Source organism: Pseudovibrio sp. Ad26 (assembly GCF_001623285.1).
In the GTDB taxonomy this organism is placed as follows: domain Bacteria; phylum Pseudomonadota; class Alphaproteobacteria; order Rhizobiales; family Stappiaceae; genus Pseudovibrio; species Pseudovibrio ascidiaceicola.
Genome location: NZ_LMCE01000062.1, coordinates 56,200 through 68,553, shown reverse-complemented (window position 1 = coordinate 68,553; position 12,354 = coordinate 56,200). Strand labels below are relative to the sequence as shown.

The following is a 12,354-nucleotide window of genomic DNA, read 5'->3' as shown; positions in this document are numbered from 1 at the left end:
CCGGCAAAGCCGTGCGGGTGGGTTAAGTCTTAAAGGGTTTGGGGACTGGCTAGGTGAGCGCAGCCAGAGCCTCAGGTAAGGTTTTGGTTAGATCCCAAAGCGGGTCTTTTGACGGGTCAGGGATTGGATCAAGCTGCTGGATTTCGGCAGAGCGGGTAACTATACCAGCTCGGTACTTGATGGCCGCATGGTAAAGCGTCTGCACCTTTTCCTGCGTATCAAGCACCAGCAAAACGCCTTCGGCTGTACATGCTTTCACCTGGGAGGCTTCCGGCAATCCCGCTCCGAACCCATCAAGCATCTCTCTGAGGCGACTGACTGACGCTTGATCTGTTTTGAACTGAGTACCGTTGATCTGAGTACCTTGTTCAATGCGGCGCTCAGCTTCATCTGATACAATTTGACGATAAAGCTGGCTGCCATTTGAGGTGTTGTCACCTGTGACCTCCAAGCGCTCTTCATCAATCTCCTGCTGAAGCCAACCGGACCACAACGTATCTTCGGCAGAATACCAAGTGTGTGTAACGTCCTCACCAGAGATCAATAATAGCGTGGCGAAGTAGGACTCACCACTTCGCACAACAGAGATGACATCTTCAATATCCGTAGGTTTATTGATCATTATGCGATCCTCTGGAAGTTGTAGACATAATTGCCACTGCCCCAGTCACCTGACATTCCTCGGCAAGCCCAGGTGCCAATAAGTGCAGAACCGCCTCCAGTAGTGCTGTAGTACCTCGTGTCGGTGCCAAGCCGAACGGTGTATGCCTTGTTTCGCTGCAGGTAAGTGTTAGTAGGTGCAGCAACCGCAATGATTGTCCCTATGGGAAAATTCAAGTTGTTGGCGTTTGACCCTTCATAGACACTGCCGATCCCAACAGCTGCTGCTTTTTCAACAAGGTTCCCTTCATGGATAGCTTCATCCTTACTGGGGCCAATGAATATTTTATCGCCGCTGACTTGCAGTGACAGGTCATTCCTGAAAATTGCCGCCACTTGTGGAGCTGTTTGGCCGTTTGGTGTCACCGCCACACGCGCTTCGGTGCCAAACTGGTCCGGACCGTGATCTTGAGTTGCCAGCCACACCAACATGCCTTTAGTCGCACCAAAGCTTCCAATCCAAGGCCGCGCACGCACAGAAGCAATTAAGTCACCATATTTAAGATACTCAGGGTTTGCTTTTGAGCCTCTTGCGATACCCAGAACAAGCGCAGAGCCATGATCGACACCACCATACCCAAAAGCCTCCCAGCTGCCATGTCCGCCATCGACTGAGCAATACTGTCTTGCGGCAAATGTATTTGAGATATTCCATCCAGCTTTCGTTGCCATTGACGAGATAAGAGCAGCAATTTCACTGTCGTTGTCTAACAAGGCTTCTGACAGTTCTTTGAGAGTATCTAACTGTGCTGTTGTTGCACCGCCCATGACAACGGCTACCGCCGCATCGCGTGTAGCATCCAGATCACTTTGCAGGCCTGCAACACTAACCTTTTCTGCAAGTAGGTTATTTATCTCGGCAACAGAATATCCTCGGCCACCAAAACCCCAGGCACCGCCAACCTTTTGCAAAACTGAGCCATCCGGAGCATCCGTCACATTAACATCGGAAAGATCATTAAGTTTATGCAGATGATCAGTCAAAGCCCGCAGCGCCAATGCCTCTGCCAGTCCATTGATCTTAGCGATCTCGTGAGAGTGCCCAGCAACAGCAAGACTTGCCAGAGTGACTGCAATCTCACCTAGGCGTGCATCAAGAGCCTGCAAGAACACATTGATTTTCTGATGGTCCTCGGAGACATTTTCCGCACTGTCGAGCAGTGGCAGATTTAGATTTGGCGTAGTTGCCATTGATAGCTTCTCCTAGATAGTTGCTACCGCGCGCAGGTCTTCCAGAACCGGCCTTGAAGCAGGGTTACCTGTGACAGTGAGCTTTACTGCCGTCTCGCTTCCAAGATCTTGAGGCAGTTCATAAGTGGCATCTACAGTGCCCAATGCATCGAGAACCTCACCTTCCTTGTAGGAGGCTTCTACAAACGTCCCTGAGTTGTCCTGCAGAAACACTTTCAAACTTGAGCCATTAGGAAGAGTGCGTTTTAGGCGAACCGGGAAGCGGTTTGCGTTTCCAGTCTTGAACAAACGCCCCACGTAGTCAGCAGTTTCGGCAAGCTTGCCCGCCCGCACCTGAACACCAGGGAAGAGACGCGGGGTTGCCGTTTCCGTTCCCTTCATGATCGCGGCAATACTGACTGTTTCCTTTACCCATTCATCAAACTGCACACCGGCATAAGCCACCGTCTGGATCTTGGATCCATCGGCACGAGTGATTTCAAAAGTAACAGAACAGCCGGTTTCAGGAAGATCGACCGCAGCTGCAATCATCAGGTCAGAGCAGCGATCAAGCTCAACTTCACCCAGCTCCACACGTTTAGTGGTTTGAGTAAATCTGGCACAATCAATACCAAATGTGAGATCGGAGCCATGTACAGGGATATATGTCGAGTTGTTTGAACTCTCGATTTCAGTTCCTACAGTGTAAGGGTTCACACCAAGGAAACTCTGATTGACCTCATCGAACTCACCCAAAGTAGCTGCGTATATCGAATGCTCATTGTCCGGTGTAATAGCAATCACCGCATACTCTCTCGTTGAGAGTATGTACGGCAACCCCGGAAACAGGCACGGCGTTGGCTTATTCAGTTCTACTAAGGACATATCAATCTCAGCCTGAGCCAAAATCTCATCTGTCGGATAGCCTGCCCCATTGGTTGCTCGAAGTTCTACGATTACAGGTATTTTAGGACTCCCCTTTCTGCAAAACCAAAGCGTTGCTTGCGCAATATGGCGATTACCCGCAGGAAGGCTGAAGGTTTGCCCTCTTGGATCGCGATTTCGAGTGCGTTCACTCCTCTCTCGCCGAACTCTTACAATCTGAGGCGGCGGTGGCGGCGGTGGAACGACAACAAGTGTTGTCACCCGTTGCATGGTTTGAATGGTGACCTTGCCATCGCCAACGAATTGCGCAAAGGCCTCTGAGCCACCAACACCGTAGGCCTCAACTTGCTTCTCTCCAACGGCATGTTTGCGCGCCGGGATGTTGAGGATGAGCGTCACAAGTCCATCATCATCGGCAGCCGGTTTGGGAACTGGTGTCATATCCACATTATCAAATAAGATACGATCAAGAATTTCACCTCCACCGAAGCCTTCGATGCTTACCGTGATTTCAATGGTCCGCAAAAACTTTGCATTCTCTTCGGCAATGCCAACCACTTGTTGCTCTGTTGTTGTGGACGCCGTTGGACCAAACACTTCATGGGTTACATCTGAATCCCAAACCTCATCAACATCCGTCCAGAAATCTTGGGCCGGATCCAGTGACATTTTTGCTGGGAATGGGTCATGGTTGGCAAATCGGTTGACCAGCTTGCAGGTATTGCGCAAGGGCTGATCAATCACATTTTCCAGCTCATAAGGGAGCATTTCAACAGCGTTAGAGTTCAGATTATGGATCGTGACATCCAATGGCAGGGTGAGCATGCCATTGCGGGTGGCCGCATTCTGACTAACACCCGGATTTCGCCAACGGTCATCTGTAAAGGGGTCAATAAAAATGCCTCTTTTGGCCGCGGGCTCCTTATCATGTATATCAAGCTGCAAGCGATTTAAGGCAATCAGATCTAGTGCACCATTGAGCCGGTCCAAGGCTACTTGGATCTGATCATAAGTGACATTGTGAGTACCATCGTTTTTAACACGAGGCAGCCCATCAAAGTCATTGTAAACTGTCGCCAGTTTCAAGAGGTTGCCCGGAACTTCGGGCACAATAGCGCGCGCTGCTGAAAGCCCTTCATGGTACACTGCTGCGCCTGCTTGATCGAGACAGACCAGATCCACGCGAGGCAGTTTCCGCGTGTAGATGATTACCACCTCCCCACCTTTTCGGCCTCCAGACAACTCAAAATCATGTGCGGTTGGGTTTTGAGGGACAACCGAGTCACGATAACGATACTTGCAGGTGTATGTGGAACCGGGGGACGGCTCATCCCCTGCCAGCGACCAATCGACTTTATCGGCGGTGAGCTGATAGTCGGCGCCCTTCGTAAAGGTTTTAGAGCCCTGCTTGATCTCAACAAGCTCCTTTACACTATCATTTTCAAGCCCATCAGAACCGTTGAGTATCTGTTCTCGTGTGACGACTTCTGTGATTTCTTTTTCAAGCGAAATGTTAACGATTGTATCAATTGGCCCGTAATGCACTCGGAAGCGCTGGGTTTCATTTTGCTGCACCGTGTAGGTGTGCTGCTCACCATCGATCTGGAAAGTGTCCCACTTCTCTTCCACCTCAAGGCGCAGCGCGTATTGACGTGGACGCTTAAAGCCTTTGATATTGCCGGTGCCAGCAGCGATGGAAAAGACCACATTGCCGTCAGATTTCTCAATTGCAGTAACGCGGCAACCCTCGTCAATGTAGTTGCCATTTGCTCCAAAATCCTGCGCAGCAGACACTTGTGCTACTTGGCTCATTTCTGCCGGTGGAGTCTGGTCCAAAGGTGTGCCCTTGACCAGATTGTAAACAGGATAAAGCTGACCGTCCGCGCCATCTCCGGCATAGCCCCAGACAAGGCGGGTCACGATCCTTGATGCCCCCTTCTCGCCCTCGGCTTCTGTGCCGGGTTTAAGTCCCGCAAGCGTTGGGTCATCTTCAGAATTGATCACAATGGAGCTGACACGCACGCCCACCACCAGATCACCTGACAGATCCACACCTTCCAAAATAGCAGCATCAACCGGACGGACATCCCCTGCGATGTAAACAGTTCCTGCACCAAGCAGAATTCGGCTGCCATCGCGATCAATCTCAATGGCCGCGCCGGACTTTCGGTCACCATCACGCGAGACAGTGTTGCCGATGCGAGCAGCCTGACGCCGACCAATACCGAACGCATCATTAAGATCCGTCCCAGTGATAAAGACCTCTTCCGGCCATACAGCAGCAGAGTCGTTTTCGCGCTCAGGCGTGCGATCAAACGCGCCTGGCACGAGTGGATGTTCAAAAGCCATTTGGGTGGTCCTTATGCGAAGCTCAGGAGAACTTTCACGCGCGTGCGCTTGGTAAGCCGCAAATCTGTAGTGAGTGCCTGCGAGCAAACAGCTGCAAACGGTGTTTCGATCTGATCAGGAAGAAGCCAGCGCTTTCCTTGTGGCTGGTTCGGCTTTGGTGTAGCTCCAAGCAGCAGAGCAACAGAGGCGCAGTCATCGCCTGCCCCTTCGCCAAATCCGGTGAGCGCCTCTACATAGACACGCTGTCCCTGATCGTGTGGGGTGACCTGCTCTGAGCCGACCTTGTAAGTGGAGCCGGGGGCAACCTGATGCAGTGCCTTAAAACGCCGTGCTCCGATCATGGAACCATCGGCACGATAAAAGCCCATATAGCCGCCCAGCAACACCGTTTGGCGGGCCATGACGCGAAGCTTGGCGCCAACGCCTAAATCCTGCCATGAGGTTTCAATCTCGTTCCATAGCGCTGCCAACTCTTCCCAAGTCACACCGCCTGAAGAGATATCGATGTAAACGCCAATCTCCTGCTTTTCAGCATCTGTGAGCGCTCGTTGAAACCCATGTGTCGTGCCAAAGCTCCATTTTGTTGGAACATCCCCCACCTTCGCCCCGGAGTGCGAAGACAACAGCGTGTTTCCAAGCTTGGAGTAAGACAGTTCAGCGGCACGAATGTCATAGCCGTTGAACGCCCGCATGACCTTGGTGCGCCGGGAAACGGAAAGACCAACAATTCCTGCAATGCGAGGCAGATCCTCCTCACTGCGCGGGAGCCGGTCTAATGCCAGCTGGTCCCAATGCCATTTGCGCCGCCTGCTTGGTGCAATCTCCAAGAGCCCGCCATAGTCGATAAAGCCTAGCCCCTTATAGACAGCCGCCTCAAAGCCGCGAATGCGCAGCCATTCAAGGCCCACATCATAGAGCTGATAGATGTTGTCCACGTAGGGGCTCAGGATACCAAGCCCAGTTTCCTGAATAAGGTGCGGCATGATACGTGGCTGCGGGTTTTGCCACTTCATACCGAAGTTGTCATAGTGCTGCCGAACCTGCTGAAGCGCTTCATGATTGACCTCTGAGATAGCCCGCATCCATGGGGTAGCGCCTGCTGGCAAAAGTGTTTCTGTCATCGCCCGCGCCCTATGGAAGAAATTGAGATTGTGCCAAGCGCTATGGCCTCATTAGGATCTGCCACAACGTCAGAAAATGGCGCGTCAACAATCACGTTGTTAATCCCATCACCCATAGCTGTGTTGATCAGCCAAGCGCGTGTGAGATCGAGTCCAAGGCGGTCTTCAGCCTCCCAAGCAGCCCGCAACTTTGCCTCCAATGTCTCTAAGGCTGAGTTGCGCGCATGCTCTTCAAGCTGAACCTTCAAAGCCACATCAATGGTCTTGGTGACAGCAGACACCACACTAAAACGATCTGAAGTGACTTTGTTGGTTGGCAAGTTCAGATGTGCCAGGACGGTTTCAAGTAGTTCATCGCTTGCATGGCCACCGGGAACGGTAGAAAGAACCCCCACATAAAGTGTCGGGTCGATGCCATTATCCCAGATCGCAACGCCTCTCACATCAAGATGGGCATCCATTACAAGGGCTTTGTAACGCTCTTCAGGTCCACCGCCAGAACGCCCGACAATGTGAAGCTTGATGCGCGTGCGAAACCGCTCATCTTTTTCGCTTTGCATCCGTGTGACGCCATAAAAGACCGCCAACACATCAAGCGCCACGCCATAAGCGTAATCCACGAAGTAGAGAACAAACTTCTCATTCCCCAGCTGCAGAAGATAGACAACCAGATAAACCAGCTCTTCCTGCAAGATTTTGGCCGGGTCTGTTTCAAGGCCGCTAACGGTCCAAGGGATTCCGGCTGCATCAAACTTGGCTTTCAGACGGTCAAGCGAGGCTGCAAGGATAGCCTCATAGTCGATATTCTCAATCAACTCCGGTGGTGGAAGCTTGGTCTGGCTCATGTGGCTTAACTTTCCAGTGTTTGCACCTTCCCATCCCGAAAGAACAGGCCGAAGGAAACAGAACGTTCAACGGTAAAATCTGGTGGTGAAAGGTGCGCTTTCGGGCGAAAATCAGCCTCAATGGTTAGGCCGACAGCCCCCAAGCGAACTTGTTCTACGGTGCCTTGCGGTGTTAGTCGCCGAACCTTGAACCGGGGCTCCCAACGATCAATTGCAACCGCAATCAACTGCATGAAGACAGCGAAGCGCTTTGGTGAAAGCTTTTTACCCAAGATCTCGACAAAGCCCGCGCCGAACTGCCTGCGCATCACCCGAGAGTAAAGCCGGGTTCCAAGGGTGACTTCCACGCCTTGGAGCGCTGATTGCAGGTTAGAGATCGGCTGCCCGGCGTGCCTGCTAATCCCTGCCATATCAGGCCTCTGGCTTTGCAGGGGCTTTACTGCGTCGCTTGCGCGGTGCTGTTGGGGCGCTGTTTTCACCGTCTTCAAGACTGGCAACACCTATTTCGACGTAATAGGCAGCCGCCTGCTCTGTCATTTCGACAATACGATTCTCAGGCACACGCGCACCATCAACGGTGTCCGCACCTTCGCGGATCCGGTATCTTTGCTTTGACATGTCTGGAGTCCTTAGTTTGGGCCTTTGGTGTTAGCCGATCCCGGTGAAATACCGCCATGATTGTGGTTAGAGCCGGTGTTCTTGCCATTGTGCGTGACCTTGCCGCCTTGAGTATCAACACCATCGCCGCTGATTGTATGTGTCACGCCATTCACAGTGATTTCGATACTGTTCTCAGCTGAGATCTCAAGCGTCCCGTTCTTGATCTGGATGCGCACGCCAGCATCTTGAAAAACGTTGGCTTCCATATCGGAGTTAGGCGTCTCATGGCCGTTGCTGTAGCCCCCTGGCAGAAGTATTCCTTGCCGGGGGTCGCCATTTGGATTGAGCGTTCCAACCATCTGCCCGACCTTCAGCGGAATAGATGTTTTGGAGGTTTCTGGATGCGGTTTCCAAGGTGAGAGATAAGGGGCGCCCTCTTCATCCTCTCCCAGTTTGATCCGGTAGCCCTTTTTCGGATCAACTGCGTGAACCGGCCCGACCTGTATCATCTCCGCTATCACTGATCTTAAAGTTTCCAACTCGGCCTGCTGTTGCGTGAGAAGCTCGGTGATGACGTCCCACTGGTCATCCATCTTGAACTGCCTCGTCTAGTCCGAGCGTCTCGATTTGGTCAGGATGCATACCGTTCTCCATTCTGAACACATCAAGCGGAGGCGCTTCCGGCTCTAAGGCAGTGCGCATCAAGTCAGCTTTAGCGGCTATGCTCGGATCACCACTCCCCTCCATAAGCTCAAACAGTTCCCCGAATGGGTTTGAGAGCACTTCAGCACCGGTTCTCGGCTCTTCCAAAAGCATGCACTTGAGTTCAAACTGGTGAGCTGCGAGCCGCAATCCATCCTGCTCGTTTGCAATGCGGCCTTTTTTGAAGCTGGTCACCCCCATCAAGAGTTCTCGGAACATCTTCACATACGGATCTCTGGTATCTGATAGTGCGTTGAGGATCTCGCGACCAATGAGATCAAGCTTGAACTCCATGTTGGCATCAGTAACCGGAATATCCTGCACTATGACAGCTTCGCCTGTTTCATCATCTTTGACGGACATTGAAGAGGTAATGCCCCATTCGAAATAGATTTTGGTATCAGCTTGGCTGAGCAACTCCAGACTATTGCCGCTCGCCTGCATGTCTGCCTCGTCGGTATAAACAGTCAAGAAAGGTTGGTCTTGGCTGGTTTCTGGCAGGCCATCCTCATTGAAATTGAGTGCACCAAAAGCCGAGTCCTGAACATTATCGCCCACGCTTGTTTTGCCCTTAAGGGCTTCGCAGAGGCAGTGCCGTGCGGCAATTCTAACGAGACTCATGCTTCCCCCAGCTCCAGTACAATGCGTATTTCATCTCGATAACTTGCGTGCAGGACGTCAAACCAAGGCTTTCCATCGCGTGTAATTGCCCTGATGGTGTCGCCCTTTTTGATCTCAGGGCCGGTGTAAAGCGACTTTGCGATATGCAATTGAGTCTTCGCCGAGTTGACGCGGCCACGCCATTTCAAAGCATCGCCACCGCTCAAGTTGGTGTTGCGAACATTGCCTACTCTCAAAATCGCTTGGATTGTCGTGTTCCCGCGTGATTGGTCTTGTCTGCCATCTTTTAGAAACTTCAACTCAACAGCTTCTGCCCATCGTGCATCCGCAGCCTTCGCCACTTTCTCAAAGTGTTTCTTCGTTTCAGGTGTCATGGCTATCCCTCGCTAAAAGAAAAGGCGCGAGTTGCCCCGCGCCCTTTGATTACTTGGAAGCCTCTTGAATTGCGGCTTCATACTCTTCAATTGTCCAGTCGTCTTGGGCTTCAATGCCAATTTCTTTGGCTTTTGCTTCAAGTTTAGCGAACTTCTCAGAAACGAGCTTTCGAACTTTGTTGCGCAAGGTTCCCTCCTTGATGTTGCCGGGAGGCTTGTAACCAAGTTCCTCCGCAACTTCTTCAAGCTCATCCTTGGACATGGCGCTGTAGGCATCATCACTGCCCCCGCCTGACACAGGCTCGGTTTCAGGTTCTTCAGCCTCATACGCCAACCCGTCTTCAATCAGGTGCGTCCCATAACCATCAGGAACCTCAATCGCTTCACCGGGATCAAGCTCCTTGACTTCCTCACCACCAAGCACACTCGCAGGGATTTTGAGGCCGTAGAGACTGGCAATCCACATTGTCTTGCTCATGCCTATTCCTTAAGAGTTAGGGTCGTAGTTCTGCAGGCGGATTTTTCTTAGAACGCCCGGATTGGTGCAGAGCGAGATTGGGTTGGTCTGCACTTCAAGCGAGCGCCCCTTGCCATTTGGGTCTGCGTACTGGCGCATATAGAGCGGCAGGCCTTCAGTGTTTACCGTCTCTTCGTAGTCAGCTGGTGCAAAGCGGGTTAGGAAGAGGTCCTGAACACCGAACGGAACAACACGCGCTTCATCATGTCCGATGTAAGTACCTCCGCCAGCTTCACGCGCCTTTTTGCCCTGCTTATAGCGCTCGAACTTGAAGGCACCGAAGTTGAACGCATCCGGCACATCATCACGCAGCACAGCAGCGGAGCTTGTGTTCAGGAAGGTTTCGCGTACTTCAGGGCGGTTCCAGAGCCACTCGTGCAGATTGCGCCCTGTGAAGACGTGCATATGCCCGTAGCTTCGGTCAAGATCATCTTCAATGCCATAAAGGAAATGCTTGAGCACACGCCCAAGCTTCAGATCATTGTTGGCGTGATCCAGATCCAACGGCGCAGGCACAGCATAACCAAATTTCTGGTAGAGATTGGCAAGTACTTTGCCTTTTGCGGTCGTGACAATGCCTGAGATAGCGCCAATGCGCTGGTGTTCAAGAGTGTTGTCCAGATCGCGTGCATGACGTGCTCCCTTTTTGACCATACGGCCTTGAAGCGCTTCCAACTGGTTATCTGTCCCAAACGCACGAACGTTCTGGATTTCATCCGCTGTAACGTGATCATCACGCTGGTAATGCGGGATCTTGAAGGTTTCCATCGAGCGAGCTTCATCGCCCGTGGTCTCACCTGGACCGCCGCGAGGGGTAGGCTCAACCAGCTGCAGATCATTGCCCTGTCGCTCGATATCGATGTAAGTGGTCTCGACACCATCTTCATCAAACAAGCCAGACTTGCCGATTTGATCAGGTGTTGAGGGTTCTTCATTGATTGCAGCCGTCAGGCTATGCACGCTAAATTTATCGTCGTTCCAAATGCTGGACATACGTTTCTCTCAAATTCAATCGGGGGAAAGGTTCACACGCGCTTAGCGCACAATGACACCTGAGGCCGCCAACTGCTCAAACTTGGCAGCTCGCTTGGTGTCGTCGTTGACTGAGTCATCAAACACAATCAGGTCTTTCTTGACTTCAGCATCGCGGCGTACAATCACCGCGTCTACATCACCACCTGATGTGTCAACGGTCTGCCCAAGTATTGCTTTAGCGACCTGCGAACCATCAGAACCAGTTGCGGGCGAAGGTTTAAATTTCTCTGTTGCTGTGACTTCACCAATCACAGTTCCAGCAAGCACAACACTATTACCAGAAGCCATAGTGATGGATTCTCGAGAGCGATTGCCACTTGCCTCAGAAAGTAGAAACGACCAATCGCGAGCACGCATCTTTTCAGACATGCAAAACTCCATAAAAAAAGGCCGCTTCAGCGACCTGCAAACATCAACAAAAAAGGTGAAGGCTTAAGCAACCGCACGCTCACGGCGCTTCCGGTACACATCTCGGGTGTTCATGGAGCTTTTTTGCGGAGCACCGCCGCCAGATAGTCCAGCCCCGTTCTGACGCATCTCTGCATACTTTTGCGGATCAACATCCTGTCCGTCGTCATCAGGCTTTTCGTCACTCACCATCAGATCAAACTTGGCCTTGATGGCTTCAAAGCTCATGCCGTCAGCCATAAAGCTCTCAGCAAGCGCTGGCTGTGTCTGGGCTTGCGGCAGTGCCATGACCTGCTTTTGCAGCTTCATGTAGGATGCAGCACCCTCCTTGGCACCTTCTGCCTTACCCCTGGCTTCAGCGTCAGCCACCATCTGTGCAATTTCTTCGTCAGTCTTTGGCATATGTTTCCCGTCCTCTTGGGTTGGGGGTGTTGTTTCAGGCTCCTTGTCCCACTTGTTCGAGCGGGTCATGGTAACCAGCTCTTTTGGAGCTTTTGAGTACATTGTGAAGTCGAATGGCTGGCAAGACATGAGAGACTGCACGCCCGCTTCATGAGATGACGCAAAGCCCTGCTCAACCGCATCTTCACCAGTCATCCAAGTTTCGACTTTCATGAGGCCGCGCACCTCATCAGCATCCTTCCCACTGAAGGATGCGTAGATCTTGGCAAACTCAGTTGCCTGCATGTTGAGCAGCTTCGCGCTCTTCTCATGCTCTTCTGCTGTCCCCCAAGCTATGCCTGAGGGGTCATGGATCATCATTAAGGCACCCTGCTTCATAACAACTTCATCAGCTGCCATAGCGATCAAGGAGGCCGCTGAGCCTGACATAGCATCAACCTGTAATGTTACTTTGCCGCCATGAGCCTTCAGTGCGTTGTAAGTACTCAAGCCCTCCATGGCATAACCACCACCGGAATCCATGCGCACAGTCACATCTTCGTCTCGACCGTGCTCAGCAAGAGCTTCAATCACCTCCATAGTGGTGAAGCCTTCGTCCCACCATGAATCGCCCACAAAGCCGTAAAGAAAGATCTGCCCGTCTCGATAAATGCCCATGAATACCT

General features: G+C 52.0%; 14 protein-coding genes. All 14 read right to left on the bottom strand.

Annotated features, from left to right (window positions below):
* Positions 1-49 precede the first annotated feature (49 nt).
* Positions 50-622, bottom strand: a complete 573-nt coding sequence (locus PsAD26_RS15235) for a hypothetical protein (RefSeq protein WP_063311130.1) — start codon at positions 620-622, stop codon at positions 50-52.
* Positions 622-1,851 (bottom strand): hypothetical protein, encoded by a 1,230-nt coding sequence (locus PsAD26_RS15230; RefSeq protein ID WP_063311129.1) that lies wholly within the window; start codon positions 1,849-1,851, stop codon positions 622-624. The genes PsAD26_RS15235 and PsAD26_RS15230 overlap by 1 nt, the downstream gene beginning before the upstream one ends.
* Positions 1,852-1,863: 12 nt before the next feature.
* The gene (locus PsAD26_RS15225) at positions 1,864-5,064 is read right to left on the bottom strand and encodes a DUF4815 domain-containing protein (protein ID WP_063311128.1); all 3,201 of its coding nucleotides are present in this window, start codon (positions 5,062-5,064) and stop codon (positions 1,864-1,866) included.
* Between the two features lie 11 nt (positions 5,065-5,075).
* Positions 5,076-6,185 carry a hypothetical protein gene (locus PsAD26_RS15220; RefSeq protein ID WP_063311127.1) on the bottom strand — a complete coding sequence of 370 codons (1,110 nt, stop codon included), beginning with the start codon at positions 6,183-6,185 and terminating at the stop codon, positions 5,076-5,078.
* Positions 6,182-7,030 carry a baseplate J/gp47 family protein gene (locus tag PsAD26_RS15215; RefSeq protein ID WP_063311126.1) on the bottom strand — a complete coding sequence of 283 codons (849 nt, stop codon included), beginning with the start codon at positions 7,028-7,030 and terminating at the stop codon, positions 6,182-6,184. Before PsAD26_RS15215 ends, PsAD26_RS15220 begins: the two co-directional genes overlap by 4 nt.
* A gap of 5 nt (positions 7,031-7,035) precedes the next feature.
* Positions 7,036-7,440, bottom strand: a complete 405-nt coding sequence (locus PsAD26_RS15210; protein WP_063311125.1) for a GPW/gp25 family protein — start codon at positions 7,438-7,440, stop codon at positions 7,036-7,038.
* A gap of 1 nt (position 7,441) precedes the next feature.
* Positions 7,442-7,648 (bottom strand): hypothetical protein, encoded by a 207-nt coding sequence (locus PsAD26_RS15205; RefSeq protein ID WP_063311124.1) that lies wholly within the window; start codon positions 7,646-7,648, stop codon positions 7,442-7,444.
* An 11-nt stretch (positions 7,649-7,659) separates the two neighbouring features.
* The gene (locus PsAD26_RS15200; RefSeq protein ID WP_063311123.1) at positions 7,660-8,223 is read right to left on the bottom strand and encodes a phage baseplate assembly protein V; all 564 of its coding nucleotides are present in this window, start codon (positions 8,221-8,223) and stop codon (positions 7,660-7,662) included.
* Entirely contained in the window at positions 8,216-8,953 is a 738-nt protein-coding gene (locus PsAD26_RS15195; RefSeq protein ID WP_063311122.1) for a hypothetical protein, read from the bottom strand. The genes PsAD26_RS15200 and PsAD26_RS15195 overlap by 8 nt, the downstream gene beginning before the upstream one ends.
* On the bottom strand, positions 8,950-9,327 hold the full coding sequence (locus tag PsAD26_RS15190) for a hypothetical protein (RefSeq protein ID WP_063311121.1): 378 nt from the start codon (positions 9,325-9,327) through the stop codon (positions 8,950-8,952). The genes PsAD26_RS15195 and PsAD26_RS15190 overlap by 4 nt, the downstream gene beginning before the upstream one ends.
* Positions 9,328-9,376: 49 nt before the next feature.
* On the bottom strand, positions 9,377-9,805 hold the full coding sequence (locus tag PsAD26_RS15185) for a hypothetical protein (RefSeq protein ID WP_063311120.1): 429 nt from the start codon (positions 9,803-9,805) through the stop codon (positions 9,377-9,379).
* Between the two features lie 9 nt (positions 9,806-9,814).
* Complete coding sequence (locus PsAD26_RS15180; protein WP_063311119.1) at positions 9,815-10,837, bottom strand: major capsid protein; 1,023 nt, start codon at positions 10,835-10,837, stop codon at positions 9,815-9,817.
* A gap of 42 nt (positions 10,838-10,879) precedes the next feature.
* Entirely contained in the window at positions 10,880-11,248 is a 369-nt protein-coding gene (locus tag PsAD26_RS15175; protein WP_063311159.1) for a head decoration protein, read from the bottom strand.
* A gap of 63 nt (positions 11,249-11,311) precedes the next feature.
* A complete protein-coding gene (locus PsAD26_RS15170; RefSeq protein ID WP_063311118.1) occupies positions 11,312-12,346 on the bottom strand; it encodes a head maturation protease, ClpP-related in 1,035 nt (344 codons plus the stop codon).
* Between the last annotated feature and the right edge of the window lie 8 nt (positions 12,347-12,354).

What these genes read in the sequence shown, in the direction of transcription:
- PsAD26_RS15215 (WP_063311126.1), bottom strand. Translation starts at nt 7,030, where the DNA reads ATGAGCCAGACCAAGCTTCCACCACCGGAGTTGATTGAGAATATCGAC.
- PsAD26_RS15180 (WP_063311119.1), bottom strand. Translation starts at nt 10,837, where the DNA reads ATGTCCAGCATTTGGAACGACGATAAATTTAGCGTGCATAGCCTGACG.
- PsAD26_RS15235 (WP_063311130.1), bottom strand. Translation starts at nt 622, where the DNA reads ATGATCAATAAACCTACGGATATTGAAGATGTCATCTCTGTTGTGCGA.
- PsAD26_RS15175 (WP_063311159.1), bottom strand. Translation starts at nt 11,248, where the DNA reads ATGTCTGAAAAGATGCGTGCTCGCGATTGGTCGTTTCTACTTTCTGAG.
- PsAD26_RS15220 (WP_063311127.1), bottom strand. Translation starts at nt 6,185, where the DNA reads ATGACAGAAACACTTTTGCCAGCAGGCGCTACCCCATGGATGCGGGCT.
- PsAD26_RS15205 (WP_063311124.1), bottom strand. Translation starts at nt 7,648, where the DNA reads ATGTCAAAGCAAAGATACCGGATCCGCGAAGGTGCGGACACCGTTGAT.
- PsAD26_RS15190 (WP_063311121.1), bottom strand. Translation starts at nt 9,327, where the DNA reads ATGACACCTGAAACGAAGAAACACTTTGAGAAAGTGGCGAAGGCTGCG.
- PsAD26_RS15210 (WP_063311125.1), bottom strand. Translation starts at nt 7,440, where the DNA reads ATGGCAGGGATTAGCAGGCACGCCGGGCAGCCGATCTCTAACCTGCAA.
- PsAD26_RS15195 (WP_063311122.1), bottom strand. Translation starts at nt 8,953, where the DNA reads ATGAGTCTCGTTAGAATTGCCGCACGGCACTGCCTCTGCGAAGCCCTT.
- PsAD26_RS15200 (WP_063311123.1), bottom strand. Translation starts at nt 8,223, where the DNA reads ATGGATGACCAGTGGGACGTCATCACCGAGCTTCTCACGCAACAGCAG.
- PsAD26_RS15185 (WP_063311120.1), bottom strand. Translation starts at nt 9,805, where the DNA reads ATGAGCAAGACAATGTGGATTGCCAGTCTCTACGGCCTCAAAATCCCT.
- PsAD26_RS15170 (WP_063311118.1), bottom strand. Translation starts at nt 12,346, where the DNA reads ATGGGCATTTATCGAGACGGGCAGATCTTTCTTTACGGCTTTGTGGGC.
- PsAD26_RS15230 (WP_063311129.1), bottom strand. Translation starts at nt 1,851, where the DNA reads ATGGCAACTACGCCAAATCTAAATCTGCCACTGCTCGACAGTGCGGAA.
- PsAD26_RS15225 (WP_063311128.1), bottom strand. Translation starts at nt 5,064, where the DNA reads ATGGCTTTTGAACATCCACTCGTGCCAGGCGCGTTTGATCGCACGCCT.